Source organism: Streptococcus cameli, from assembly GCF_053207365.1.
In genome coordinates, this window is record NZ_JBRUIM010000004.1 from 119,456 (window position 1) to 144,983 (window position 25,528).

Below are 25,528 nucleotides of genomic sequence, written 5' to 3' on the forward strand. Positions count from 1 at the left end.
TCAAAGATGGTATAATAGTCCCTATCTGATAAAATGGGAGTGTAACAATGAATTTTTCTTTTTTACCCAAATTTTGGGGTTACTTTAATTATGGTGCCTTGGTCACGATTTTAATTGCTGTTTGTGTGGTTGTTTTAGGCAGTATTTTAGGTGTTATCTTGGCTTTTGCCCAACGTAGTAAATACAAGCCTGTGTCATGGTTGGCTCAAGTTTATGTATGGATTTTTCGTGGGACACCGATGGTTGTTCAAATCATGATTGCTTTTGCAATGATGCGAATTGCAGCGCCGACATTTAAATTAGGGATTCTGTCGGTTGATTTGTCGCGTTTGATTCCGGGTATCATCATTATTGGTATGAATTCGGGTGCTTATGTGAGTGAAACGGTCCGGGCGGGTATCAATGCGGTTGCTAAGGGGCAATTGGAGGCGGCTTATTCGCTGGGGATTCGTCCAAAGGCGGCAATGCGTTATGTCATTATGCCACAGGCGATTAAAAATATTTTACCTGCCCTGGGAAATGAGTTTATCACCATTGTCAAGGATAGCTCGCTCTTGTCAACAATTGGGGTTATGGAGTTGTGGAATGGTGCGACAACAGTACAGTCTACAACTTACATTTCATTGACACCGCTCTTATTTGCAGCCTTGTATTACCTGATTTTGACTAGTATCTTAACCTTAGGTGTTCAAGCATTTGAAAAACAGTTAAATAAAGGAGAAAAAGCCAATGTCTGAAGCCATTATTTCAATTCGAAATCTGCATAAATATTTTGGAGAAAATGAAGTTTTAAAGGGGATTGACTTAGATATTTACCAAGGAGAAGTTGTGGTCATTATTGGCCCTTCTGGTTCAGGGAAATCAACCTTCTTGCGGACCATGAACTTGCTAGAGGTGCCAACAGATGGCGTGATTACCTTTGAAGGTGTAGACATCACGGATAAGAAAAATGATATTTTTAGCATGAGAGAAAAAATGGGCATGGTTTTTCAACAGTTCAACCTTTTTCCCAACATGTCTGTGCTAGAAAACATTACCTTGTCTCCGATTAAGATCAAAGGAATTTCAAAAACGGAAGCAGAAGCTAAAGCTTACGCTTTACTCGATAAAGTCGGTCTGCCAGACAAAGCGACGGCCTACCCTCAAAGTCTTTCGGGAGGTCAGCAGCAACGGATTGCCATTGCGCGTGGTTTGGCGATGGATCCAGATGTTTTATTGTTTGATGAGCCGACCTCAGCTCTTGACCCAGAAATGGTCGGAGAAGTATTAGCTGTTATGCAAGACTTGGCCAAGTCCGGCATGACCATGGTTATTGTAACCCATGAAATGGGCTTTGCCAAGGAAGTAGCAGATCGTGTTATCTTTATGGACGGTGGGGTCATTGTAGAAGAAGGCACTCCTGAACAGGTCTTTGAACAAACAAGAGAAGCAAGGACCAAAGATTTTTTAAGTAAAGTATTGTAAAACAAAACTCCATTTTTAATGTAGTTTTGTTTTTGCTTTATTTTGGATTTAGTATTTACTAAATAAAATAATTGTGATATAGTTTTATAAAGTAATGACTAAATAAATGATAAAGTGAAGGTTGTTTTATGAAAAAGGTATTGTCCAATAAACTCTATCTATTGGTTTTGTTCACCGACTTGCTCTCTAATTTTGGTGATGTTCTCTATTACATGGCCTTGATGAATTACATCTTGCTCCTGCCGGATACCAAATTGGCTTTGGCCCTACTTGGATTCTCCGAAATGATTCCTTTGTTTACACGGATGGTCTTGTCTTATGTGGCAGACCGTAAGGCCAACAAGTTTCAACAGATTGTGGCTACTCAGGTCTTTCGGTGCTTCTTGTATCTCCTAGTCGGTTTTGCCATGTCTTTTACGCCTGCCCTATGGATTGTCCTTGTGGCTATTGTGGTCAATCTGATATCAGACTTGGCGGGACAATATGAAAATGCTCTTTATCTACCGGTTAGTTTGCGCTTGGTTTCAAATGAAGATCGTGAAGCGGCCTTGGGGTTGAGCATGGGACTAGGAGTGTCAGGTAATATCTTATTTCAAGCTATCGGGGCAAGCTTAATCACAATCTTAGCCTATTCGACCTTGGCCTATGTCAATGCCTTGACATTCGCCTTGTGTGCTGTTTTGATGGGCTTGCTTCTTCCTAAGATTCAGAGAAAATTAGATGCTAATCCGATTCAGCTAGCGGATAAGAAAGAAGGTATTTTCTCAATTCAGGAATTCAAGGATAGTTTGCAGCTGGTGGTGAAAGAAGTCTTTCGCATCGATGTCTTAAAGCGGGTTTTGATTTTGATTCCCATCATCAATGGCTTGGGAAGTGCAGTTAATACCTTGGTTGTTTTGATTATTTCAGAATTTCCAGATTTTGTGCTGATCAATGCACCGACGACCATTGCAGCGATTAGCATGACCATGAGTATTGGGGCTATTGTGGGTAGTTTAGTGGGATCAAAACTTTTTAAGAAACTGGATATGTTTGCCATCGTTGGTTTTTGTGGCTTCCTACTGGTTTTGGTCTTTTCAAGTTTATTACTTCGCCAGATTTACCTTATTTTAATGATTCTTTTCTTAATTGGAATTATTACTGGCGGTGTCAATCCCAAATTACAGGCCCTCCTGTTTAATAGTTTACCAGAAGAACAGATGGCTTTTATTTCAGGATCGCTTCGTACTTATTTTTCATTGGGGATTGCCCTATCTCGTTTTCTCTTGTCTAGTTTGATGTTGTTTATCCCTCCTGCTAACTTAGTTTGGGTTTGCCTCTTGCTTTCTCTTGGTCTTGTGGTTTATACTATAAGCACAAGAAAGAAGGTCTAACATGGAATTTCATTATCAAGATTACCGCAGTCGACTGATGGATATTCTCTTTTTTCCGATCATGAAAAAGAGTCTCTTAAAAGAGCAGTTGGATGTGATGCAGGCATCAGAAGTTGAGGCTGTTCAGGATGTTTTGGAGATTTCGGAGCAATTCATCGGACTCCTCCAGCCCTATCAAAAGCGGATTGAAAAATACTTTTTGAAAGTGGGCATCTCTCATCTTCCTGAAATCATCTATCGCCATCTCTTAGAAGAAGGGCAAGACCCCAAGGACTTAGAGGAACTTTTGGCTTTGTTTGAGGCTTGTTCTGCACAGACCATTCAAGATTTGGTGCTCGGCCTTTTGTCAAAGGAAGAAAGGAAAAAGCCACTCGAAGAGGTGGATCTGGTGTCCTTACTAGAACAGCAAGAGATAACCGATGCCGAACGCTGGCGCTTTAATTGGGCCTTCCATCATCCAATGGAACTGATCCAGGGTCTCTGTGCACTCTACCGGGACCTTTATCCGCTCTACCAGCCGTTTATGGAAAAATACCAAAAAGAGGTAACGGATTTTGCCCGGATAGTAGACTTGGAAGCACTCTACCAAGATTCAGAATTTGATGTGATGGGTATGCTGTACAATACCCAAAAAACGGATTGTCAGCTCTTTGTCTTGTCGCCTTGGTATATTTTTAACATCATTACCTATGATCCAGATAAGGACAGCCCAGCTTATTTTTACATCTATCCACGGGTTGCCCATTTTCTCAAGACTAGAAGCAAGTTGACTGACAAGAGTGTCCGTTTGATGCTGAAAAGTTTGAGTGATGAAAACCGTTACCAGGTGTTACGAGAATTGGCTAAAGAAGATGCCAAGAGTAAGGACATTGCTGAAAACTTGGGAATTACAGCAGCCAACGTGTCCTTTCATACGCAAAAATTGGTCAATGCCCAGCTCCTCTTTTTCAACACGGATCCAGGCTCTAACAATAAGTATCGTCTTAATAAACCAGCCCTGAAAATGCTGCTCGAACAAGTAGCAGAAGATTTTGATTTAAAGGAGTAGAAGATGGAAGCAATCTGGCAAGAACTCTATGAGTCGGCAAAGAATTTGTATAATCCCCATGAAGTATCGTCATTTGTTTATAGTCACCATGTTGTCTGTGCCCTGGAGGCTGAAGATGGGACCATTTACACAGGTGTTTGCATGGAAGGGACGGCTGGTGTTTTTCATCTTTGTGCGGAGCGGATGGCAGCCATGACCATGTAGATGGCTTCTCGTCAAACCCGTATCAAACGCATATTGGCTTTTCGGGATAAACCACCCTATGGCGGCGGAAGTGGCATGCCCTGTGGCGCCTGTCGGGAATTTCTCATGCAGTTGAACAGCGAAAACCGGCAGACGGAAATCATGGTGGACTACCATAGCAACCAAATCATCACTCTTTCAGAGCTCCTACCCTTGTGGTGGGGAGAAGAGCGAAAGTAGAGGGACATAGCGTAGGGGAATAATCCTTATGATGTAATAAGAGGACAAGAGGAGCGAATCTTTTCATTCGGGTCCATTGTCCTTTTTGACTTCTCCGAACATTCTGATGTCAAAGCCAATCTTTTCTAGTCAGATGTCGTCACTTTTAGTATAATGTAGAAAAAGATGAAGGAAGTGACCTATGATTCGGATCGATGGAAAAGCATTGGCGGCTAAAATGCAGGGAGAGTTGGCAGAAAAAACAGCTCGTTTGAAAGCAGAAACAGGTGTTGTTCCTGGCTTGGTTGTGATACTGGTGGGAGAAGATCCGGCTAGTCAAGTTTATGTTCGCAATAAGGAGCGTTCAGCCCTTGCCGCAGGTTTTAACAGTAAAGTTATTCGCCTCCCGGAAACCACAAGCCAAGAAGCGCTATTGGATTTGATTGAAGAGTACAACCAAGACGCAGACTGGCATGGTATTTTGGTGCAGTTGCCCTTGCCAAATCATATTGATGAAGAAGCTGTGCTCTTTGCGATTTCACCGGACAAGGACGTGGATGGTTTTCACCCAACCAACATGGGGAAATTCTGGAGTGGCCATCCTGTTATGATTCCATCGACTCCTGCCGGTATCATGGAGATGTTTAAGGAGTACAGTATTGATCTTACTGGAAAAAATGCTCTTGTGATTGGTCGTTCCAATATTGTTGGAAAACCAATGGCTCAGCTTTTACTAGATGCCAATGCGACCGTAACCATTGCCCATTCACGGACCAAGGATTTACCAGCCCTTTCTCGCCAAGCAGATATTTTAGTTGTGGCGATTGGTCGTGGACACTTTGTGACCAAAGACTTTATCAAACCAGGTGCTGTTGTAATCGATGTCGGGATGAACCGTGACGAGAATGGCAAGTTAATTGGTGATGTGGCTTATGATGAAGTGGCTGAAATGGCTAGTCATGTGACTCCTGTCCCAGGTGGGGTTGGTCCGATGACCATAACTATGCTCATGGAACAAACTTTCGAGGCAGCTAAACGCCATTCGTAATAAAAAGGAAAAGCCGTTATGAAATTTGTGTTTGATATTGATGGAACGCTTTGCTTTGATAGGATGACCATTGCTGATGAAATCAAACAAGTCTTGGCTCAGGCCCCTTCTTATGGCCATGAGATTGCCTTTGCCTCAGCTCGGTCTTATCGTGACTGTATGGATGTCTTAGGAAGTGACTTGAACCAGGAGATGGTGATTGGCTTAAATGGTGGCATTGCCTATCACAAAGGAGAACTGGTTTTCGAAAAAACGATTGAAAGTTCTTCTTATCAAGCTCTTCTTGATTGGTTTGAAACCTACCGGATTCCATTTTTTGTGGACAATCATTTTGATTATAGTGGTCAAAAAATTGAGAAAATGCCCTTCTTTTCGGCAGTAGACTCCTCCAAGCGGGCCCGATTTTTAAAATTAGATGAATTGGTATCTCCTGTCAAAATTGTGGCGTTTATGGGGGAACATATTGCCTTAGTCGAGGAGACTGTGACTCACTTTCAAGCGGACCAGTATTTGACGGTTTCTTATCATAAGGATGAAGAATGCCTCTATATCAATCCTGCCCAGACCAACAAGGCAACGACTGTTGCTGAAATGTTGGGAGAAGAAGTTATTGCCTTTGGTAACGATACCAATGATATTGACTTGTTTGAAGCCTCTCTCTATGCTGTTCAAGTTGGGGATTTCAAGGGATTGAGACCCTATGCGGATGAACAGGTCAAGGTCGAGGGAGATGTAGCGGCTAGTGTTGCGGCTAAAATCTTACAAGTTTTTGCCGATTTTCGAGGAAAATAAAAAATCAGCCTTAGGACGGATGTGAAGAAGTGAAAGGTATTGTATACTGTAATCAATCCTAAATATTTTTCATAAATCTCCGAAATGCCGTCCACAATGGGCGGTATTTTTTGTGACGATGATTAAAAGAAGATAGAAATCCGACCCAAGACGGATACAATCCAATCGATTTTTGGGTATACTTTACTTATTCCTAAATATTTTTCATAAATCTCCTGAAAAAACCAGCCAAGCGGCTGGTTTTTTCTTGTTTGATGCTCTTTGAATGAAATAAGGGAAAAGAATTTTTAACTATAAGTGTAAGCATTAAAGTATGATACCAAATAGTGTCTCTTTAGCAGTTGCTAAATCGTATTCACTATCTGTGATCCAATATTCGATAAAGCTGGTAATGCCTCCAGCAAAATAATGGATATAATCGAGATTGGCTTCTTCCTGAAAGTTTTTAGAGTTGGAATGCATAGCCTCTACCATGATTTTATTTAAGTGTTTGGAAAAATGAACCTGCTCATTTTCCAATAGTTGTTTTAAAGCAGGACGGTGCATTTCTACAGCAGATAAGATGTTTGTGACATAGGCTTTGCTTTCAGTTCGGCCGATATCGGAAAGTTTATCGACAATGGGTTGGCAACTTTTTTCAATATCGAGCACAATGTCTAAAACAATAGCATCATACAAGTTTTCCTTGCTTTCATAGTGAAGATAGAAAGCGTTTCTAGAACAGCTGGCCCGCTTGCAAATATCGGTAACGGTGATTTTGGGATATTTTTTCTCATCTAAGAGTTCTAAGAAGGCTTGGCGGATATTTTTTTCTATTTTTAAGTAGCGTAAATCGTTTACCAAGTGACAATCCTTTCCAATGTGTGTGTTAAGTGACAAATTGAGCTAAAGTGTCATTTGTCCGTTTTAAGTGACACTTGTATAATAAAATCATACCTTTTCTTGTTACAAAAAACAAGTAGAAATGACATTTTTAGAGGACAATAGTATGACAAAACAAAAACAAATGATTCTGAGTTTGGCTATGTTCGGCGCAGCAGGGCTCAACTTCAAATCCTGGACAGATCCAGAGGTCAAGCTCTCATCTTATCCCGATATTAACGTTGATATTGAGGCGGCTAAATTAGCCGAAAAAGGAAAATTCCATTTCATGTTCTTTGGGGACTTCCCAGGAAACAAGGCTAGTGACACTAGTGATATGCAGACAATGGGATTGGATCCGATGATGATTGCCAGTATCATCTCAAACCACACCGAGCGTATCGGTATGGGCATTACCAGGGCTACTTCTTGGTCTAACCCTTACGATGTTGCTCGTCAATTTAAAACCCTCGATGCCTTAAGCAAGGGGCGGATGGCCTGGAATGCGGTAACAGGGGCAAATGGGGTCAGTGCCAACGCTTACGGAGTCAATCTCGCTCCAAGTTTTGACCGCTACGGTAAGGCCAATGAATTTGTTGAGTTGGTTCAATCTTTATGGGCCACTTGGGGGGAAGATGCCTTGAAACTGAATCATTCGACAAAAGAATTTGCAGATTACGATCAGGTCAAGTCCATTTCCTTAAAAGGGAAATACGTGCAAAGCTCTGGAACTTTGCCAATTCCACCATCCAAGCAAGGGCAACCGATAATCATTCACTCTGGTGGCTCTGAAAACAGTATTGCCTTTGCTGGAAAATATGCAGATGTCTTTGTTGGAGAAGTCTGGACCATTGAACAAGGTCAAGCCATTCGCCAAGCACTTCGGGATGCTGCGGTGGCCAATGGTCGCCAACCGGATGACATCAAGTTTATCGCTGGAGTAATGCCCTTGCTTGGCAATAACAAGAAAGAAGCCATCGAAAGACACGCCCAATTTATCGATGACGATACTTTCTTGCAGCGCGTGGCCCATATCGGCTATGTTTTGGGGATTGATTTTACCCCAGCTGATCTGGAAAAACCGATTGATCCAAAACTGCTAGACCAGGTTGTGGTAACGCCATACAGCGATCCTCGTCTTGAAAATGTTCTTAAGGTAGCGCGTGAAGGTTGGAGCTTGCGAGAGCTGGTTTACCATTCCGTGATTGACTACCATCCCGCTGCAGTTGGTACTGCACAGGATATCGCTGACTACATGACCGAATGGTTTGAAGCTGGCGCTGCTGACGGTTTTTGGGTGATGCCAGATGTCTATAAGGTTGACTTAACCCGCTTTGTCGATGAAGTCGTTCCAATCTTACAAGAAGAAGGCAGCTTCCACAAGGATTACGAAGGGGAAACCTTACGTGAAAACTTAGGCGTCGCTTACCAATACGGCACGCGAGAAAGGGAGTAAAACGTGACAGAATACGTAACTATTATTGGTAACGGCAAAATGGGACGGACCCTTGCCAGCTATTTTGAAAAATCAGGCATTTCGGTGCAAAAAATTGGACGCCAAGTAGAGGACATCTTAGGAACAATTGTTATCCTTGCTATCCCTTATGATGCCTTGGAGGAAACGGTGGCTCTTTATGAGGACCAGCTTGATGAGAAACTCCTGGTAGACATTAGCAATCCTTTGGATTACCAAACCAAAATGTCTTTCCTAGCGGACGACCAATCGAGCAGCCTCCTTTTGGCTCAAAAATATCCTGAACTCCGTTTGATTAAGGCCATGAACACCAATTTTTCTTCAAGTCGGATGACAGCTGGAGATCACCCCTTGGTCCTAGTGGCTGGAAATGATGCATCTGCTAAAGAGGCATTTTCAGCAGTCTTGAAAGCAGCTAACTTTCAAACCTTAGACCTTGGAGATTTGAACCGCAGCAAGGACCTTGAAGCCTTTGCCCGCATTCAACTTCTGTTATTAGACGGTGGTCATACATCCAGTCTTGCGAGTTTTGCTTTGTAAAAATTGTGGGCAGTTTTAATAGCTGGAAAAAGATGGTCAATCCCTCTCAAAATATGTAAAATGAAAATAATGCTGACGCTCTAACCCGTGTTTTTGTGGCAAATAGAAAACATCTTTTAAAATAACTAAAAAATCAGCCTCAAGACGGATACCAAGAGCCCCTTTTTAGGGTATACTAAAGTCAATCCTAAATATTTTTCATAATCTCCTGAAAAGACCTGCAATAGCTGGTCTTTTTTTGTCTTTTTTCTGGGCGGTTTAGCGTAAAATTCCGGCCTTCTTCCACCTTATTTATACAAAATTTGGTATAATTGTATAGATATACAAGAAGTCAAAAAGAGAGGAGTTTCTGTGGTCGATTATTTATCGGTTAGTCATTTAACCAAGTACCTTAAGTTGAAGTTTGACCGAGATCCTTATTTGGAGAGGGTCTATTTGACCGGTCAGATTTCCAACTTTCGAAAACGCCCCAACCACCAGTACTTTTCTCTCAAAGATGAAAAGGCGGTTATCCAAGCCACCATGTGGGCTGGGGTCTACAAAAAGCTAGGATTTGAGCTGGAAGAGGGCATGAAAGTAAATGTCGTAGGACGCGTTCAATTGTATGAGCCGAGCGGTTCCTACTCCATTGTCATTGAGAAGGCCGAACCAGATGGAATAGGGGCTCTAGCCGTCAAATTTGAACAGCTAAAAGAAAACCTGTCTAAAGAAGGACTCTTTCAGGACCAGTGGAAACAAGCATTGCCTCGTTTTGTCAAAAAAATAGGGGTCATTACCAGTCCAAGCGGAGCGGTTATTCAAGATATTATCACAACCGTTAGCCGGCGATTTCCTGGTGTTGAGATTGTCCTCTATCCTACAAAAGTGCAAGGCGAGGGTGCTGCCCAAGCAGTGGCTCGCAACATTGTTCTAGCCAACCAGCGAGAGGACTTAGACGTCTTGATTGTGGGACGTGGTGGCGGTTCTATCGAAGATTTATGGGCCTTTAACGAAGAGGTGGTCGTGCGAGCCATTTTTGAATCCCGAATCCCTGTGATTTCCAGTGTGGGGCACGAGACGGATACGACCCTGGCAGACTATGTCGCGGATCGGCGGGCAGCCACTCCAACGGCAGCTGCTGAAATGGCAACGCCTGTAACGAAGACCGATTTGGTTGCTTTCTTGCTCCAACAGGAACACCGCAGCCGACAGGCTATGAACAATCGCTTGCAGTACCTGACAAACCGCTTACAGTCCTTGCAACAATCGGTCATGTTCCGTCAACCGGAACGCCTTTATGATGGGTATTTGCAAAAGGTAGATAGCCTAATCAGTCGCCTGACCCATCAGATAGAGGGCCGTTACCAAGCAGGTCTCCAACAAGTCCGTCTCTTAGACCAACGCCTGGCTTCTGTAGATTTAGTCAGTCAAATTGGGCGTTACAAGGAACAAGTTGTCCAGTCTGAAAGACTCTTAAAGAGCAACATGGCCAATCTTTATGATCAAAAGGTAGCCAGAGCGGATAAACTGATGGACGCATTAAGTCTGTTAGATACCAGCCGGATTGTGGCAAGGGGTTATGCCATGGTCCAACAAGACGGCCAGGTGATTGATAGCGTCCAGAAAATTAAGAAAGAAAAACCTGTGATTGTTCAGATGAAAGACGGTCACCTAGAAGTGGAGGTCAAACATGCCCAAACAAACGAAAACATTTGAAGAAAATTTAACAGCCTTAGAAGCAGTTGTCACTAAATTAGAGAGTGGCGATGTAGCTCTGGAAGAAGCGCTAGCAGAATTTCAAAAAGGAATGAAACTCTCAAAAAGTCTCCAAAAAACCTTGCAGGAAGCTGAAAAGACCTTGGTCAAAGTCATGCAAGAAGACGGTACGGAAGTAGAATTAGAGGCCTAATGAACAAGTTAAAAAAGATTGATGAGGCTATTTATCGCTACTACCAAGCGACTTACCCCTCTGTATCGGAAGAATTGATTGAAGCGATTTTGTACTCGGTTGATAGTGGCGGCAAGCGCATCCGTCCCTTAATCCTTTTAGAAGTCTTGGAAGGATTTGGAATCGAATTGACGGAAGCTCATTTTGATGTGGCGGCTGCAGTGGAGTTGATCCATACAGGGAGTCTCATTCACGATGATTTACCAGCCATGGACAACGATGACTACCGCCGCGGCCGTTTGACCAACCATAAAAAGTACGGTGAAGCAACGGCTATTTTGGCAGGAGATAGTTTGTTTTTTGATCCCTTTGATTTGGTGGCAAAAGCTGCGCTCAAACCCGAAATAGCCTTACAAGTGGTTCGTCAGTTGGCAGCTGCATCTGGTAGCTTTGGCATGGTCGGAGGTCAGATGCTCGACATGAAGGGGGAAGAGCGGCCTGTTTCCTTGGAAGAATTGCAGACCATTCATGCCCATAAGACGGGAAAATTATTGACCTTTCCATTTGTAGCTGCAGGGATTTTAGCTGAAAAAAATAACCCCATTCAAGCAGCATTAGAAGAGGCTGGTTCTCTCATTGGCCACGCCTTTCAAGTGCGGGATGATATTTTAGATGTGACCGCCAGCTTTGAAGAGATAGGAAAGACCCCACAAAAAGATCTTTTAGCGGAGAAATCTACCTATCCAAGTCTTTTGGGATTGGAACAATCCTATGCTGTTTTAAACCAGGATTTGGATCAGGCGACAGCTATTTTTGAAAGATTACAAGAACAAGAAGGATTTGATCCAACATCAATCCTTAACATCATAGAAAGGTTGCGATTGCATGCCTAAGGAACGTGTAGATGTATTAGCCTACAAACAAGGTCTCTTTGAAACACGAGAACAAGCCAAACGAGGCGTCATGGCTGGACTGGTTGTCAATGTCATCAATGGTGAACGCTATGACAAGCCAGGTGAAAAAATTGACGAAGCAACTGAATTAAAGCTCAAGGGTGAAAAACTCAAATATGTCAGCCGTGGCGGACTCAAATTAGAAAAGGCCTTGTCCGTATTTGGGATTTCAGTAGAAGAACAAACAACAATCGATATTGGAGCTTCTACTGGAGGCTTTACAGATGTCATGTTACAGGCTGGAGCCAAGTTGGTCTATGCGGTGGATGTTGGAACCAATCAATTGGCTTGGAAATTGCGACAAGATGAGCGAGTCATCAGCATGGAACAATACAATTTCCGTTATGCTGAAAGGGCAGATTTTACCTATGGTCAGCCGACGGTTGCCTCAATTGATGTGAGTTTTATCTCCCTCAATTTAATCTTGCCAGCACTGGCCAATATTTTATCAGAAGATGGCCAGGTCATCGCCTTAATCAAGCCACAGTTTGAAGCCGGGCGAGAGCAGATTGGAAAAAATGGAATTGTCAAAGACAAGTCTGTTCATGAAAAAGTCTTAAAAGACGTCCTTTGTTTTGCTCAAGAATACGGATATAGTATAAAAGGCCTTGATTTTTCACCGGTTCAAGGTGGCCAAGGCAATATTGAGTTCTTAGCTCATTTACAAAAATCAAGTGCTCCCAACAACCAACTAAAAGAAGAGTTGAAAACAGTGGTGGCACGCGCACACGGAGAATTTGCAAAAGATGAATAAAAAACAACGATTAAACCTTATCAAAGACTTGGTACTTCGTTATCCAATTGACACCCAGGAAGAAATTGTCGAGCGTCTCGAAGAATTCGGAATTCATGCGACACAGGCAACGGTATCAAGGGATATTAAAGAACTTGGTATTATCAAAGTTCCTCATTCAGAACAAGGCTATATTTATGGTTTTCCAAAGTCTGGCTCAGGAAAAGTGCCTTCTCGAAACATTTTATCCGTTGCAGCGATGAACAATATGCTCCATATCAACTTGATTCCAGGTAGTACGCTGGTTGTAAAACGTCAGATTATGGAGAGATTTGGGGAGCAGTTGTTCAGTGTCATTGCCGATGATGATAGTATCTTAGTCATTGTGAAGGAAGAAGAAGCATTGCCACAGATCGAGCAAACAATCAAGGTTTGGTAGTATGTTATTAGAAATTTCGATAAAACAATTTGCTATTATTGAAGAAGTCACTCTTGCGTTTGACAATGGCATGACCATTTTAACGGGGGAGACTGGAGCGGGGAAATCCATCATCATCGATGCCATGAATTTAATGTTGGGGGCTCGAGCAACGACAGATGTCATCCGCCATGGTGCACCGAAGGCAGAAGTTGAAGGGCTATTTGCCTTGGAGAAAAATCCAGCTTTAGAAGCGATTTTAGCAGAACAAGGTATGGAGTGGACAGATGAATTGATCATCCGCAGAGAGGTTCTGGCAAATGGACGCTCTGTGAGCCGAATCAATGGACAGTTGGTCAATTTGTCTGTCCTGAAACAAGTCGGTCAATTTCTCGTAGACATTCACGGTCAGCACGATCAGGAAGAATTGATGAAATCCCAACACCATATCCGACTACTGGATAATTTTGGTGAAACAGGGTTTCAGTCATTGAAAGATCGTTACCAAAAGACATTTGATCGCTACAAACTAGTCCGCAAACAGGTACTGGACAAGCAAAAGAATGAGTTGGAACACAAGGCCAGAATCGAAATGCTCGAGTTTCAGATGGCAGAAATTGAGGCGGCTGATTTGCAAGCAGGAGAAGATATAGCCCTGCATCAAGAACGTGACCGTTTGCTCAATCATAAACAAATAGCCGATACCTTGGCCAGTGCCTATGCTTTATTGGACAATGAGGAAGTTTCCAGCTTGACCAATGTGCGATCGGCCATGAATGATTTGCAAGCCATTGAAGAGTATGACCCTGCCTATCAGGAGTTAGCAGTACAAATGGCAGAATCCTATTATGTTTTAGAGGACGTTGCCAGAAGATTAGAGGATTTGGTAGATTCTCTTGAATTTGACGGCAATCGCCTGATGCAAGTAGAACAACGCTTGGACCTCTTAAATACTATGACCAAAAAGTATGGCGGTCAGGTAGATGATGTCATTGCCTATGGGCAAAAAATCACGGAAGAATACCAGCACCTAACAGGCACAGGTGATGGAAACCATGATTTAGAAAGTCAGTTAAAGGCCTTAGAACGCGATTTAGTAGCGACAGCCGAAGAGTTGAGTCAAGCTAGACATGGCTTGGCAGAACAATTAGAGAAAGACATCCATCAAGAGTTGACGGATCTTTACATGGAAAAAGCCCGTTTTCAAGTCCGATTTTCTAAGGGGAAATTTAGTAGAAACGGTCATGAAACTGTTGAGTTTTATATTTCTACTAATCCGGGTGAAGATTTTAAACCACTTGTCAAGGTGGCCTCAGGTGGAGAATTGTCTCGTTTAATGTTGGCGATTAAGTCGGCCTTGTCTCGAAAAGAAGGCAAGACAGCGATTGTATTTGATGAGGTCGATACAGGTGTTTCTGGCCGAGTTGCCCAAGCCATTGCCCAGAAAATTTACAAGATTGGTCAATTTGGGCAAGTCCTAGCCATTTCGCATTTGCCACAAGTCATTGCCATTGCAGATTATCAATTTTACATTGAAAAGATTTCGAATGATGCTTCGACGGTATCTCGAGTTCGTTTGCTTTCAACAGACGAACGGGTGGAAGAAATTGCCAAGATGCTAGCAGGAGATACAGTGACGGAAGCAGCCCGTACACAAGCCAGAGAATTAGTTGAAAAGTAAGCTTCTAGCTTGCTTTTTTGAAAGGAAAGGTCATGCAGGAAACAGCAGTGCTACAAGCGACAAAGGATTTTGTCAAAGATTATCTAGAAGGAGAGGCCGGTGGCCATGATTGGTGGCACATTATGCGCGTGACGAACATGGCAGAGCGCCTGGCCAAAGAAGAAGGCGCCAATGTCTTTCTTTGCCAAATGGCAGCTCTACTTCATGATCTGGCAGATGAAAAAGTAGCCAAAAGTGAGGAGCAGGGGCTAGCACTCGTACAAGAATGGCTGAAAAAACAAGCCGTCCCCAAAGACCAGCAGTTGCATATTTTGGATATTGTGCAACATGTTTCGTACAAAGCTGGACAAAATGATGGTTATTCCTTGACACTAGAAGGAAAAGTAGTACAAGACGCTGATCGATTAGATGCACTGGGGGCGATTGGAATCGCACGAACCATGGCTTATTCGGGGAATAAGGGACGACTGATTCATGATCCAGAAGTCCCGATCAGAGACAAGATGAGCCTAGAAGAATACCGATCCAATTATGGGACTGCTATTACTCATTTTTATGAAAAATTATTAAGATTAAGCGATAAGATGCAGACTAAAACGGGTCGGACATTGGCAAAAGAGCGCCATGCTTTTTTAGAAAACTATCTCCAACAATTTTTTGCCGAATGGGATGGGAAATGCTAAATAGTCAACCCGTTGAACACAGATAATGAATTTCTCTTTCCCAAAATGATTCGAAATTTGGTATAATGAAAAAATAGAAATGCGAGGTAAAAATCGATATGGCAATAAAAATTGTAACGGATTCAAGTGTTACTATTGAGCCTGAATTGGTCCGTGAATTAGGCATCACTGTTGTTCCCTTATCCGTGATGGTAGACGGTGTGGTCTATTCAGATTTGGATTTACAAGAAGGCCAATTTTTAGCCTTGATGCGCTCTAGTAAGAATCTTCCAAAAACGAGTCAGCCTCCAGTAGGTGTCTTTGCGGAAGTCTTTTCAGACTTGGCGAGAGATGGCGATCAGGTTATTGCGATTCATCTGTCGCATGCTTTATCAGGAACAGTAGAAGCAGCTCGACAAGGCGCAACTTTGTCAGGTGTAGCTGTCACCGTAATTGATTCGGGTTATACAGACCAGGCGACTAAGTTTCAGGTGGTTGAGGCAGCCCGTATGGCTCGAAAGGGAGCTAGTGTAGAAGAAATTCTTGCTGCGATTGAAGATGTGAAAGACAAAACAGAACTCTTTATTGGTGTTTCAACGTTGGAAAACCTTGTAAAAGGTGGCCGTATCGGCCGTGTTACGGGTTTGCTTAGCTCTCTCTTGAACATTCGGGTTATTATGCAGATGAAGGATCACCAATTGAATCCTGTTGTCAAGGGCCGTGGAACAAAGACCTTTAAAAAATGGATAGAGGAATTTGCAACTGGTCTTACTGATAAAAAAGTTGCAGAGATTGGAATTTCTTATGCAGGAGGTGCAGAGTTTGCACAAGAAATCAAAACAAAATTGCAAGACTATGTCCCTGTTCCCATTTCTGTATTAGAAACAGGCTCTATCATTCAAACCCATACAGGCGAAGATGCTTGGGCTATTTTAGTGCGTTATGAATAATCAAAAAGTATTACAAGGTCTCGTTTTCTTTTTTCTCAGTCTCTTGGGATTTGTTTTTCTCTTTCATCTCTTGATTCCAGCAGCGGAGCCTGTTTTGACCAGTCGAGATTATAAGCCACAAAAAGTACAAAGTTTTCATTATGTTGCAATTGGGGATTCGTTGACACAAGGAGTTGGAGATACTACCAATCAAGGTGGCTTTGTTCCCTTGGTGGCTCAAAGTCTGATCAATGATTATGGCTATCAAGTCAGCTATGATAATTTTGGAATATCAGGAAATACCAGCAATCAGATTTTAAAGCGAATGAAGCAGGAAAAGCAAATCGCTACTTCTTTGAAAAAAGCAGATATGATGACTTTGACGGTTGGAGGAAATGACCTAAGAAAAGTTATCTTGGATAATATTGTCAGGTTGGAATTAAAAACGTTTGACAAACCAATCACACGTTATCAGAAACGTCTACTTGAAATTATTGCACTAGCACGAAAGAACAATCCAGATCTTCCAATCTATGTATTGGGGATTTACAATCCTTTTTATCTGAATTTTTCAGAGATGACGGAGTTCCAAATCATTGTAGATAACTGGAATCAAGCTACCGAAGAGACAGTATCTGATTTAGAAAATGTGTATTTTGTTCCTATTCATGACTTGTTATACGAGGGGATAGATGATGAAGAAGGATTGGAGCAGACGATTGATAGCAATGCAAATTTGATCAACGAAGTATTGTACAAGGAAGACAATTTCCATCCAAATGGAACAGGCTATGAAATCATGAAACGGGCAGTATTGGAGAAAATTAGTGAAACAAAAGAAAATTGGTAGAATAAATATCTGGAAATGGCTTTTTTTACTCCTCTTGTCAGCCGTTTTCGGATTGCTTTTATTGCTAACATTTCGTGTAACAACCTACCGAGAAGATACAAGTCAAATTGCATTGGCACGATCGGAAGAAACTAAGATTGGAACATTTACAACCAATCGTGAACAATTAAATGGTACGATAGCGACCTATCTAGAAGATTATCAGACCAAAGATTTCACCTATACATTATATGCAACTAAACAACAGGTTTTATTTCAAGGGGAATATGCCATATTTGGTCAAAAAATTCCTCTCTATGTCTATTTTGTACCAAATAAATTAGAAGATGGAAATGTCTTGTTAACGGTATCTGAAGTATCAGCTGGAACCTTGTCTTTTCCGAAGGTTGAAATTTTAAATTATTTAAAGAAAAATTATAAATTACCAGAATTTATTTCAATTAATGTAAAAGCATCAACGATCTTAATCGATTTATCGGCGATAAAAAATGAGTTGGATATTTATATTAAAGCCAATACCATTGACCTCTATAATGATCAGATTATTTTTGATATTTACCGAAAAAAGTAGCAGAAACATATAAAAAACTTGACCAATTCAAGTTTTTTAGGTAAGATAAGAGGGTGAGTAATTACTCAGAAAATTATTGGAGGACTTAGCAAAATGGCTAACAAACAAGATTTAATCGCAAAAGTTGCAGAAGCAACTTCATTGACTAAAAAAGATTCAGCAACAGCTGTTGATGCAGTATTTGCTGCAGTAGCAGACTACCTTGCTGCTGGTGAAAAAGTTCAATTGATCGGCTTTGGTAACTTTGAAGTTCGTGAGCGTGCTGCACGTAAAGGTCGCAACCCACAAACTGGTAAAGAAATCACTATCGCTGCTTCAAAAGTTCCAGCATTCAAAGCTGGTAAAGCTCTTAAAGACGCAGTTAAGTAATTGCGAATTAAAAAGCCCGTCATATCAACGTTTCTCGTTGGTTGACGGGCCTTTTTTTGTCTAGAGGGTGTATAAAGGGCGTAGAGTTTTAGTAGTTTTCCAGGATATTTGCCACATTAGCTTTTAGTTTTTTAGTAATATGGGTATAAATTTGAGTAGTAGTCTTTGCATCTGCATGACCAACACGGTCCATGATGGCTTTTAGTGGTACATTATTTTCTGAGAGACGGCTAACCAAGGTGTGACGAAAAATATGACTGGTGAGATTTTTCGGTATTGGCTTATCAAGTCGCTCATTTGCCTTTTTAAGCGCCAGGTTGAATGAATTTGTTTGGATTGGCACACCGTTCTTAGTTGTGAAGATATATCCCATATCTCGATATCTAGGATTGGTATTTTTTTCTAATTCATTCATAAATTCCAACTCTTGTATAATTTCCAGTTCCCTGTTCGTCATAATAGTTTCTCGATGAGATGCAAGAGTTTTTGGATCGGTCTTTTCGCCATTTCGATAACCTTCGGTGTGGTCAAATGTTCCGTGCAGTTGTAGGACCTTGGTTTCAAAATTGTAATTGCGAGGTTCGATACTGACAGCTTCTCCTATACGGCAACCGTTAAGGCTCATAAATTCAGAGAGAAGCCCTAAACGATAGGTGCTGGGTCTTCGGTATAATTCTTTAAGGAGTGGCTTGATTTCGTCTTCTTCAAGGTATTTCTCTTCAACCTTTTTCCAGTCCTGTAAAGTTTTCTTGATTCGCGGAAGTTTGGCCCTTCTAGCAGGATTATCTTTGATGATGTTTAATCCTAATGCATAATCAAAAGCCAGGTTAAGCATAGATTTGTTCCGTTCTTTCTTATTCCTGGAGCAGTTGAGGTTATCCAAATAATTCTGGACATATTTAGGGTCTATGTTAACCACTTTGACGCCAATTCCAAAAGTCTCTCTTATCTCCTTTATATTGCCTTTTAATGAAGCGATAGAGGAGCGTTTTATCTCTTGCTGATAAAATGCCCACCACTGTTCCAAAAGTTCCGTGAAGAGCATTTCAGAGGTTTTAAGGTTATCTAACTTTTCTGCTATCTTCTGATCAAGAATTAGTTGAGCTGCTTTGTGGGTTCTAGTATTATTCTTATCCATGGTCACGGAGACAGGTTTCCATTTCCCTGTATATGGGTCCCTATAATTCTCACGGAATTTGAATTTTCCAGCTTTTGTTTCTTCTATCCACATTGATTTTACCTCATTTCTGTGTTAAAATGGGTACAGTAAAGAGGGCCATTTAATGCCTATTCTTTATTGTACAAGATACCTCACACTCAAGCTTGCCGGCGGAGAGTGTGGGGATTTTTGTTTTATTAAATAAAGTCTTTAGCTACGCTAATAATTGATTCTGCATGGTTTGAAATTTCTAAAGGAGAAGATATTTCAAAAGTTCCAACATTTCTAATTTCAATGCATGTTTTACGTGAATTTGATATATAACGTAAAACCCATTTTTTGATATTGTTATCAATTAAAACGTTGAAATAGCTCTTGTTATCCCTGTAAAAAACTCTGTCAGGATCAATAATATCTTTTAACAACACTTTAACTACAGTATATGCCTCTAATTCATCTGGGGTTGTCACAATATCGCTTTCGATAGTTTTTTCGTTATCGGAATTATCCTCAGTGGTTGTTTCAACTTTCGTCTCTACATTTGTGTTCAATGCAGCGCTTAATTTTTCATTTACTCGATCAGTAATAAACTGGCTAAAACCTTTGGAAATGATGGGTTTAAATGTTGATAAAACGTTCTGTGTAACTCGGCCCTCATATATTTCAGAAACAATATATTTAAGGAATGAGTCAGATGGTTCTTGAATATTTTCTGTTAAAAATCCTTTTAAAATATTTAAATATTTTAATTCTGACGCAGAAGAAACAATATTATCAATATCAAAATTAGCCTTGTGAAACTTGATAACTTCGGCGAATTGATTATCACGTATATTTGTAATGTCGATTGTCAGGAAAGGAGTTGTGTCCATTTTGTTTGGCTCATCTAAATCAGTAAAAAATTTATACTCTTTACCATTTGTTAAAATACCAAATTTCGAGGTAGTTGTTCCAAAGTATCTAAAAAGCTGCGAGTCATGTTTGGTTAGTTTTTCAGTAATTGATTTACATTCTATTAGAATTTGAGGTTGATTGTCGATGATAATGGCGTAATCGACTTTTTCGCCTTTTTTAATGCCAACATCTGCTGTAAACTCTGGGACAAACTCAAGCGGATTGAAAATATCATATCCCAAGGCTTGAAAGAATGGCATAATAAAAGCATTTTTTGTTTGCTCCTCGTTTGTGATGCTTGATTCTAAATCTAACACACGCTTGCTTAATTGCTTTAAACTATCTTTAAGTTTATCCAATTCCATCTTTAGACTCCCTTCCCTGCTTTTAACGTGGTTCAGGCCTTGCACGTATTTATTTTAAAAATTAATTAAGTTATTAAACTCTTCTTTGACCATGGTCTCATCAGCCATGGTTTTTAATCTGTATTTTTCCATAAAGCTGACATAGTTAAATTCTTTATGGTCGTCCATCAAATCCAGTTCTTCCTTCAGAAGATGATGGATCATATTTCTATCAGCTTGAAGTTCGCAGCGCTCACGGTTGAATTCATAATCTGCTTTGGTGTGATGCTTATGACCCAGTTCGTGATAGGTGACTTTCTTTTTGTCAATGTCATCCAGGTAACTGTTAACAAAGACTGTGTCAAAAGGTTTATTATAGACACCGTTGACTCCAGTGTCTCTGCCATCGAAGTAGGCAATTTGTGTCATATGGCATCAGTCCTGTCTGTTTTTTATTCTTGTCTCAAGCAATGACGCTATCAAGTCTATATCCTCATCATTGAGGTGGTGACCATCGTAAAAGAATGAGTCTTTAGCTAATTCCTTAAGGTCAACTTCTGAGGGAGCATCAGACTCTTTTGCAATCCGAGGATTATCAGTACGGCCTAGCAAGTAATCAGTTGAGACGTTGAAGTAGTCTGCAATTTCCTGAAGACGTTCAGCTGAGGGTTGATTTCTTTTGATCGCATAGATTGCATTTTTACTCAACCCAAGATTTTCTTCTAGCTTTGCGATAGAGATTCTTCTACTTTTGCAGAGCTCTTTTATTTTTTCGAATGTCGAAAACATTGATTTATCAACCTTTCTAAGCATTACGAAAAATATTTTAGAGAAAACTCTATTTTATTCTTGACAAATAAAAGAGAATACTCTAAAATATAAAATGTAAAGCGAATAAATAAGCGAAACAAAAAGCGAATGATAAAACTAAAAAAATAAACTTTGGCGAGTTGTAAATGTAGTGTTATCAATATTTTTGTTGATGTTTTTCTTATACATTGATTGTAGCGTATTCTCTACAATCAGTCAAGAGAAAAATATAAAAACTTCGCAAAAAAATTCGCTTTACTACTTTAAAGAAAGCGAAAGGAGGTTATAAATGAGCCAACAACATCAAAAATGGGTCGCCCTGGTAGAGCAACGACTCAAGGAAAAAGATTGGAATAAGGCTGATCTAGCACAAGCTGTTGGCCTTCGTAGCCAAGGGACGATTACAGATTTACTTAAAACTGGGAAAGGCAGTGCTGATCTCAAGATTAGAGTTTCAAAACTATTGGGCATCCGAGAGCCTTGGGAAGAATTCGAAGGTGCATAAACAAAAAAAGCCACTGCGGGAACAGATGGCTTGCTAAAAATACTTACTTAGATTATAGCATAGACTGGAGGAAAAATCTATGCCAAAAGCAGAAATAACATATAGGCCAGTTGGCATTAACGAAGAAGCCACTCATGGCGATTACGAACACTTAATGCAACGTTGGGAAGGTTTGACTAAGGCAACCGCAAAAGTATGGGCCACTGAAATGAGAGAACATCCTGATTTTAAACAGTATGTTTTAAACCCAACACACCGGATTGTATTTATTGACTACGTTGGATTTGGTCTGTATGTAAAGTGGAAAAGCCGTAATCGATACAGGACCAAAAAAGAAACTCTGGCTGAAATGCTGGAGAATATCAAGTTTGAAGAAAGAATAGGAGCCTAACATGATTGGAAAAATGAACATCATTGAAGAGATCATTTCTTACACTGGACAGACAGCAGACGAATTGCAGGGGTACTCTATGTGGGACCTAGCATGGAAGTTGAAATATATCAAGTCAGGGGTGATGGCATGACACTAACACAAATTTTAATTATTGGTTTTATTCTAATGACGGCAGTCGCTCTTGCAGCAATCATCTATGGTTTTAAATTGGTAAAAAAATACAATTCGTATTCTTACAGACAACAAGCAGCGTACGACTTTCTAAAAGAGGAACGTAAGAAAGCAGGCCTTCAATGAAGAAATGGGTCGTAATAATTGTAATCAATTGAGGGGGATGGAAAGTGGTAAGAAATAAATTGTCAGATTTAACCAATACACTTTTTGCCCAGCTCGAGACGCTTGATGATCGTGACTTGACAGACGAGGAGTTGAAATTAGAACTTAACCGTTCGAAGCAAATGGTATCGATATCGAATCAAATTCTCCAAGCAGGACAGCTCGCGTTGGAAGCTGAAAAATTTAGAGAGGAGGTAGGAAATAAATATGCCCCGATCGCTCTATTGGAAGAATGAATACACGGCCTATCTGAAAAAGATTGCGTCAGGAAGGCCGACACCAGAAGTCACAATGTTGCTGAATGAGAAATTTGGGACCAGCTATACAAAAGAACAAATTGGTGGTGTCCGCAAAAGGTTAGGACTGCCTGTGGGCAAGGTGCGACATGGATTCCTGTTGACAAAGGAACAGCATAACTACTTGGTCGAGCATCATCTTGGTAAAACAGCAAAAGAATTAACGGATTTGCTGAACGATCAGTTTGGGCTGTCCTTGACTGCTAGTCAGGTAAAGGCCTATCGAAACAATCATAAGCTAAATAGCGGTTTGACAGGCCACTTTCCAAAGGGTCATACCCCTGCTAATAAGGGTAAGAAGTATCCTGGTATGACGAATAGCGGGCAGTTCAAAAAAAGGAATAGACCTCCTAACTGGGTCCCTGTAGGAACTATCAGATACACTACTGACGGCTTTCCAAAGCGGAAGATAGCAGAGCCTAGTACCTGGGAATATTGCCACAGAGCAGAATGGGAAAAGCACAATGGACCTATCCCAAAAGGTTACAGTGTCGTGTTTTTAGACAGGGATAAGACCAACTGGGATATTTCAAACTTGGCTTGCTTGAGTAAAAATGAAGTAGCTAGGATGAACCAAAATCATTTATTTACATCTGACCCTGAGCTTACTAAGTCAGGAATCGGATTGACAAAACTAACAAACAGAATTAGAGAGGTAGAAAAAAATGGCTAGTTTATATGAGTTGACAGGTCTGTATTTACAGATTTACGAAATGGACATCGATGACGAAACCAAGGAAGGAACGCTGGAGTCTATCGATTGGCAAGAAAACTTTGAGGCTAAAGCTGAAGGGTATGCGCATGTTATCAAGAACCTGGAAGCCGACGTGGCCATGTTCAAACAAGAGGAAGCTAACTTCAAAGCTAAGAAGCAGGCTGCGCAGAAAAAGTTGGACCATATCAAGTCCAATATCATGGATGCAATGATTTTAACGGACACTTTAGAAGTCCGTGGGGGCTCTCTATCGATTAAGGTGGCCAACAATCCAGAGTCTGTTCAAGTCAATGAGGACCTCTTGCCTAAGAAATATTTTGCTAAGAAGGTGGAGCTCAAACCGGACAAAACAACACTCAAAGAGCTTTTGAAGTCTGGCAAAGTAATTAAGGGTGCGGAGCTCATACGAACCAAGAAACTGGTGATCAAATGAGAATTCTCGCAATTGATCCATCTAGTAATAGAATCGAAACCAGTACAACCGGAATTGTGCTGCTGGATAATGCGGGATTGGTTGATTATTGGGTTGTTCCATTCGGTGCCAAAAATTTCAAGACCTGGTTTAAAGAAGTTGGTCGGACTCTTGAATTTGACACAGTAGTGGTTGAGAAATACGAAGTTAGGGACAACGATTACTCCAGGGATAACTCAGTTGTGGAAACTATTGTAGCAATTGAGTTATGCTATCCGGATTTAGTCCTGCAGCGGAATGCAGGTTATCAAACCGATATACCAAATGACCTACTAAAGGCATTGGGATTATGGTCCTTTGAAAAGAGCCATCACAACGACGTAAGGGCTGCAGCACGGTTAGGGTTGTTCTGGGCTCAAAGGAATGATATCGAGGAGGTGATTGTGGACATTGGCAATCGAATTACGCAAATGGCAAGCTGAAGCTGTTAAACGAAGTGACCGTAACTGCCCTGGTATCTTCCTTGAGGCGTACGGGGGACGTGGAAAAACCATCTGTGCATTTGAAATCGCAAAGCATAAGGGAGCTAAGAAAGTTCTGGTTATCAATAACCGATTAGCTATCCTGAATGGTTGGAACAACACTCATCAGAATCTAGGCTATAGTAATGATTTTGAGTTAGAAATCATGACGGACCGCAGATTGCAGAACCGATTAGCAAGTGGTGAATCCATCAAGTGCGATGTATTTGTCATCGATGAGTGGCAGAATATGTCAAGCGATGCCAACGTGAAAGCATATAAGAAGGTCAAACGTGGCTATACAGTAGGACTTTCTGCAACGCCTATCAGGAAGAAAGGGCAAAATTTCTATCCGTTGGAAAAGACAATCTTTGGCATGGCTGAGCCGAACCAAAAAGAGAATTGGCAACTTGCCCATGGGAAAATGAAATATTCCAAATTCAGTTACTCTAAACAGGAATGGGATGATTTCAAAGATTATGAAAGCTATGTGGCCAACTTACCTAACTTTTTCAGATGGGAAGACGTTGAAACTATCGAAGAGGCAGAGGAAAATAACGGATTTGAAGTCATCTTTGAGCCAGTCTGGTGTCTACCTGCCAATCAGAAAGAACTGGAACAATTTAGAAATCTAAATATAGTCGGGAAAGATGGCAAATTTGCCATGGCTAAACAAACTTTTGGCCGTAAGACTTTTGAGAGGTATCTTATCCAGACAGGCTTTGAAGTTGATTTCCCAAAATTGAAAGCAGTCAATGCGGATACGCCTATGCTGCTCCAGCTTGACTTATTACTGGCCAATCATACAGAAATGTTGATAGTCAGCAAATCAAAGCAGATTGTAGAGGTCATCCGTGAACGACATCCAGAAATTGGGATATGGACCGGGGACAAGAAAGACTCCCTGGAACAGACCAACATTGTGGCTACTAGCCAGGTTTTGGGTGTGGGTGTGGATGGATTGCAGCATCGCTTTAAAACGATTGTAGTACTAGATCCAGTCAGTCCATCTGAAGGGGACTATGACGATTACCGCCAATTATTATGGCGAATAACAGGCAGCCGTCAACAACATGACGTGCGTGTTATTGAATTTTATTTCTAAGG

The 25,528-nt window shown here is 41.1% G+C and carries 33 protein-coding genes and 1 pseudogene; 29 read left to right on the plus strand and 5 right to left on the minus strand.

The genetic code is table 11. The annotated features are described in order from the left end of the window. Window positions 1-47 precede the first annotated feature (47 nt). The 7 genes and pseudogenes from ACVR1I_RS08460 (at window position 48) to ACVR1I_RS08490 (ending at window position 6,127) form a co-directional block, all read left to right on the plus strand. On the plus strand, window positions 48-737 hold the full coding sequence (locus ACVR1I_RS08460; RefSeq protein WP_447443585.1) for an amino acid ABC transporter permease: 690 nt from the start codon (window positions 48-50) through the stop codon (window positions 735-737). Then, complete coding sequence (locus tag ACVR1I_RS08465) at window positions 730-1,464, plus strand: amino acid ABC transporter ATP-binding protein (protein WP_447443586.1); 735 nt, start codon at window positions 730-732, stop codon at window positions 1,462-1,464. The genes ACVR1I_RS08460 and ACVR1I_RS08465 overlap by 8 nt, the downstream gene beginning before the upstream one ends. Before the next feature lie 128 nt (window positions 1,465-1,592). Beyond that, window positions 1,593-2,837: an MFS transporter gene (locus ACVR1I_RS08470; protein WP_447443587.1), complete on the plus strand. Its 1,245-nt coding sequence runs from the start codon at window positions 1,593-1,595 to the stop codon at window positions 2,835-2,837. Window position 2,838: 1 nt separating this feature from the next. Further along, entirely contained in the window at window positions 2,839-3,885 is a 1,047-nt protein-coding gene (locus ACVR1I_RS08475; protein ID WP_447443588.1) for an ArsR/SmtB family transcription factor, read from the plus strand. 3 nt (window positions 3,886-3,888) lie between these two features. Continuing rightward, a pseudogene (locus tag ACVR1I_RS08480) lies at window positions 3,889-4,308 on the plus strand (cytidine deaminase family protein). Window positions 4,309-4,489: 181 nt separating this feature from the next. Next, the gene (locus ACVR1I_RS08485; protein WP_447443589.1) at window positions 4,490-5,335 is read left to right on the plus strand and encodes a bifunctional methylenetetrahydrofolate dehydrogenase/methenyltetrahydrofolate cyclohydrolase; all 846 of its coding nucleotides are present in this window, start codon (window positions 4,490-4,492) and stop codon (window positions 5,333-5,335) included. 18 nt (window positions 5,336-5,353) lie between these two features. Then, window positions 5,354-6,127: an HAD hydrolase family protein gene (locus tag ACVR1I_RS08490; RefSeq protein WP_447443590.1), complete on the plus strand. Its 774-nt coding sequence runs from the start codon at window positions 5,354-5,356 to the stop codon at window positions 6,125-6,127. 306 nt (window positions 6,128-6,433) lie between these two features. Here ACVR1I_RS08490 and ACVR1I_RS08495 read toward each other — a convergent pair whose 3' ends face one another. Beyond that, entirely contained in the window at window positions 6,434-6,970 is a 537-nt protein-coding gene (locus tag ACVR1I_RS08495; RefSeq protein WP_447443591.1) for a TetR/AcrR family transcriptional regulator, read from the minus strand. A gap of 145 nt (window positions 6,971-7,115) precedes the next feature. On the opposite strand from ACVR1I_RS08495, the gene ACVR1I_RS08500 reads away from it, so the two are divergent. From ACVR1I_RS08500 to hbs, 13 genes are all read left to right on the plus strand, one after another. Beyond that, window positions 7,116-8,444: an NtaA/DmoA family FMN-dependent monooxygenase gene (locus tag ACVR1I_RS08500; protein WP_447443592.1), complete on the plus strand. Its 1,329-nt coding sequence runs from the start codon at window positions 7,116-7,118 to the stop codon at window positions 8,442-8,444. Window positions 8,445-8,447: 3 nt separating this feature from the next. Then, on the plus strand, window positions 8,448-9,002 hold the full coding sequence (locus ACVR1I_RS08505; RefSeq protein WP_447443593.1) for an NADPH-dependent F420 reductase: 555 nt from the start codon (window positions 8,448-8,450) through the stop codon (window positions 9,000-9,002). 351 nt (window positions 9,003-9,353) lie between these two features. After that, on the plus strand, window positions 9,354-10,697 hold the full coding sequence (xseA, locus tag ACVR1I_RS08510) for an exodeoxyribonuclease VII large subunit (RefSeq protein WP_447443594.1): 1,344 nt from the start codon (window positions 9,354-9,356) through the stop codon (window positions 10,695-10,697). Beyond that, window positions 10,672-10,890 carry an exodeoxyribonuclease VII small subunit gene (locus tag ACVR1I_RS08515; protein ID WP_447443595.1) on the plus strand — a complete coding sequence of 73 codons (219 nt, stop codon included), beginning with the start codon at window positions 10,672-10,674 and terminating at the stop codon, window positions 10,888-10,890. The genes xseA and ACVR1I_RS08515 overlap by 26 nt, the downstream gene beginning before the upstream one ends. Further along, complete coding sequence (locus ACVR1I_RS08520) at window positions 10,890-11,762, plus strand: polyprenyl synthetase family protein (protein WP_447443596.1); 873 nt, start codon at window positions 10,890-10,892, stop codon at window positions 11,760-11,762. Before ACVR1I_RS08515 ends, ACVR1I_RS08520 begins: the two co-directional genes overlap by 1 nt. Beyond that, window positions 11,755-12,576: a TlyA family RNA methyltransferase gene (locus ACVR1I_RS08525; protein WP_447443597.1), complete on the plus strand. Its 822-nt coding sequence runs from the start codon at window positions 11,755-11,757 to the stop codon at window positions 12,574-12,576. Before ACVR1I_RS08520 ends, ACVR1I_RS08525 begins: the two co-directional genes overlap by 8 nt. Further along, entirely contained in the window at window positions 12,569-12,994 is a 426-nt protein-coding gene (locus ACVR1I_RS08530; RefSeq protein ID WP_447443598.1) for an arginine repressor, read from the plus strand. Before ACVR1I_RS08525 ends, ACVR1I_RS08530 begins: the two co-directional genes overlap by 8 nt. A gap of 1 nt (window position 12,995) precedes the next feature. After that, complete coding sequence (gene recN / locus ACVR1I_RS08535) at window positions 12,996-14,654, plus strand: DNA repair protein RecN (protein WP_447443599.1); 1,659 nt, start codon at window positions 12,996-12,998, stop codon at window positions 14,652-14,654. 32 nt (window positions 14,655-14,686) lie between these two features. Then, the gene (locus ACVR1I_RS08540) at window positions 14,687-15,337 is read left to right on the plus strand and encodes an HD domain-containing protein (protein WP_447443600.1); all 651 of its coding nucleotides are present in this window, start codon (window positions 14,687-14,689) and stop codon (window positions 15,335-15,337) included. Between the two features lie 98 nt (window positions 15,338-15,435). Continuing rightward, complete coding sequence (gene fakB, locus ACVR1I_RS08545) at window positions 15,436-16,266, plus strand: fatty acid kinase binding subunit FakB (RefSeq protein ID WP_447443601.1); 831 nt, start codon at window positions 15,436-15,438, stop codon at window positions 16,264-16,266. Beyond that, a complete protein-coding gene (locus ACVR1I_RS08550; RefSeq protein ID WP_447443602.1) occupies window positions 16,259-17,095 on the plus strand; it encodes an SGNH/GDSL hydrolase family protein in 837 nt (278 codons plus the stop codon). Before fakB ends, ACVR1I_RS08550 begins: the two co-directional genes overlap by 8 nt. Then, a complete protein-coding gene (locus ACVR1I_RS08555; RefSeq protein ID WP_447443603.1) occupies window positions 17,073-17,666 on the plus strand; it encodes a YpmS family protein in 594 nt (197 codons plus the stop codon). Before ACVR1I_RS08550 ends, ACVR1I_RS08555 begins: the two co-directional genes overlap by 23 nt. A gap of 93 nt (window positions 17,667-17,759) precedes the next feature. After that, window positions 17,760-18,035 carry a non-specific DNA-binding protein Hbs gene (hbs, locus tag ACVR1I_RS08560; RefSeq protein WP_447443604.1) on the plus strand — a complete coding sequence of 92 codons (276 nt, stop codon included), beginning with the start codon at window positions 17,760-17,762 and terminating at the stop codon, window positions 18,033-18,035. Window positions 18,036-18,123: 88 nt separating this feature from the next. Here hbs and ACVR1I_RS08565 read toward each other — a convergent pair whose 3' ends face one another. The 4 genes from ACVR1I_RS08565 to ACVR1I_RS08580 all read right to left on the minus strand — a co-directional run bounded on the left by ACVR1I_RS08565 (window position 18,124) and on the right by ACVR1I_RS08580 (window position 21,221). Continuing rightward, window positions 18,124-19,266, minus strand: a complete 1,143-nt coding sequence (locus ACVR1I_RS08565; RefSeq protein WP_447443605.1) for a tyrosine-type recombinase/integrase — start codon at window positions 19,264-19,266, stop codon at window positions 18,124-18,126. Window positions 19,267-19,391: 125 nt separating this feature from the next. Further along, a complete protein-coding gene (locus ACVR1I_RS08570) occupies window positions 19,392-20,453 on the minus strand; it encodes a type I restriction endonuclease (protein WP_447443606.1) in 1,062 nt (353 codons plus the stop codon). A 54-nt stretch (window positions 20,454-20,507) separates the two neighbouring features. Beyond that, window positions 20,508-20,861, minus strand: coding sequence for an ImmA/IrrE family metallo-endopeptidase (locus tag ACVR1I_RS08575; protein WP_447443607.1), 354 nt, complete (start codon window positions 20,859-20,861; stop codon window positions 20,508-20,510). Window positions 20,862-20,867: 6 nt separating this feature from the next. Beyond that, window positions 20,868-21,221, minus strand: a complete 354-nt coding sequence (locus ACVR1I_RS08580; RefSeq protein ID WP_447443656.1) for a helix-turn-helix domain-containing protein — start codon at window positions 21,219-21,221, stop codon at window positions 20,868-20,870. Window positions 21,222-21,531: 310 nt separating this feature from the next. Here ACVR1I_RS08580 and ACVR1I_RS08585 point away from each other — a divergent pair, with 310 nt between their 5' ends. The 9 genes from ACVR1I_RS08585 to ACVR1I_RS08625 all read left to right on the plus strand — a co-directional run bounded on the left by ACVR1I_RS08585 (window position 21,532) and on the right by ACVR1I_RS08625 (window position 25,526). After that, window positions 21,532-21,747, plus strand: a complete 216-nt coding sequence (locus ACVR1I_RS08585) for a transcriptional regulator (protein WP_447443608.1) — start codon at window positions 21,532-21,534, stop codon at window positions 21,745-21,747. A 79-nt stretch (window positions 21,748-21,826) separates the two neighbouring features. Then, the gene (locus ACVR1I_RS08590; protein ID WP_447443609.1) at window positions 21,827-22,138 is read left to right on the plus strand and encodes an excisionase; all 312 of its coding nucleotides are present in this window, start codon (window positions 21,827-21,829) and stop codon (window positions 22,136-22,138) included. A 1-nt stretch (window position 22,139) separates the two neighbouring features. After that, window positions 22,140-22,271 carry a hypothetical protein gene (locus ACVR1I_RS08595; protein WP_447443610.1) on the plus strand — a complete coding sequence of 44 codons (132 nt, stop codon included), beginning with the start codon at window positions 22,140-22,142 and terminating at the stop codon, window positions 22,269-22,271. Then, window positions 22,268-22,438, plus strand: a complete 171-nt coding sequence (locus tag ACVR1I_RS08600; protein ID WP_447443611.1) for a hypothetical protein — start codon at window positions 22,268-22,270, stop codon at window positions 22,436-22,438. The genes ACVR1I_RS08595 and ACVR1I_RS08600 overlap by 4 nt, the downstream gene beginning before the upstream one ends. Before the next feature lie 44 nt (window positions 22,439-22,482). Then, on the plus strand, window positions 22,483-22,713 hold the full coding sequence (locus ACVR1I_RS08605) for a hypothetical protein (protein WP_160543928.1): 231 nt from the start codon (window positions 22,483-22,485) through the stop codon (window positions 22,711-22,713). Then, window positions 22,685-23,446 carry an HNH endonuclease signature motif containing protein gene (locus ACVR1I_RS08610; RefSeq protein ID WP_447443612.1) on the plus strand — a complete coding sequence of 254 codons (762 nt, stop codon included), beginning with the start codon at window positions 22,685-22,687 and terminating at the stop codon, window positions 23,444-23,446. The genes ACVR1I_RS08605 and ACVR1I_RS08610 overlap by 29 nt, the downstream gene beginning before the upstream one ends. Then, window positions 23,439-23,921, plus strand: a complete 483-nt coding sequence (locus tag ACVR1I_RS08615; RefSeq protein ID WP_447443613.1) for a siphovirus Gp157 family protein — start codon at window positions 23,439-23,441, stop codon at window positions 23,919-23,921. Before ACVR1I_RS08610 ends, ACVR1I_RS08615 begins: the two co-directional genes overlap by 8 nt. Continuing rightward, window positions 23,918-24,382, plus strand: coding sequence for a hypothetical protein (locus ACVR1I_RS08620; protein ID WP_447443614.1), 465 nt, complete (start codon window positions 23,918-23,920; stop codon window positions 24,380-24,382). Before ACVR1I_RS08615 ends, ACVR1I_RS08620 begins: the two co-directional genes overlap by 4 nt. Beyond that, window positions 24,351-25,526 (plus strand): DEAD/DEAH box helicase family protein, encoded by a 1,176-nt coding sequence (locus ACVR1I_RS08625; RefSeq protein WP_447443615.1) that lies wholly within the window; start codon window positions 24,351-24,353, stop codon window positions 25,524-25,526. The genes ACVR1I_RS08620 and ACVR1I_RS08625 overlap by 32 nt, the downstream gene beginning before the upstream one ends. Window positions 25,527-25,528: the final 2 nt, after the last annotated feature.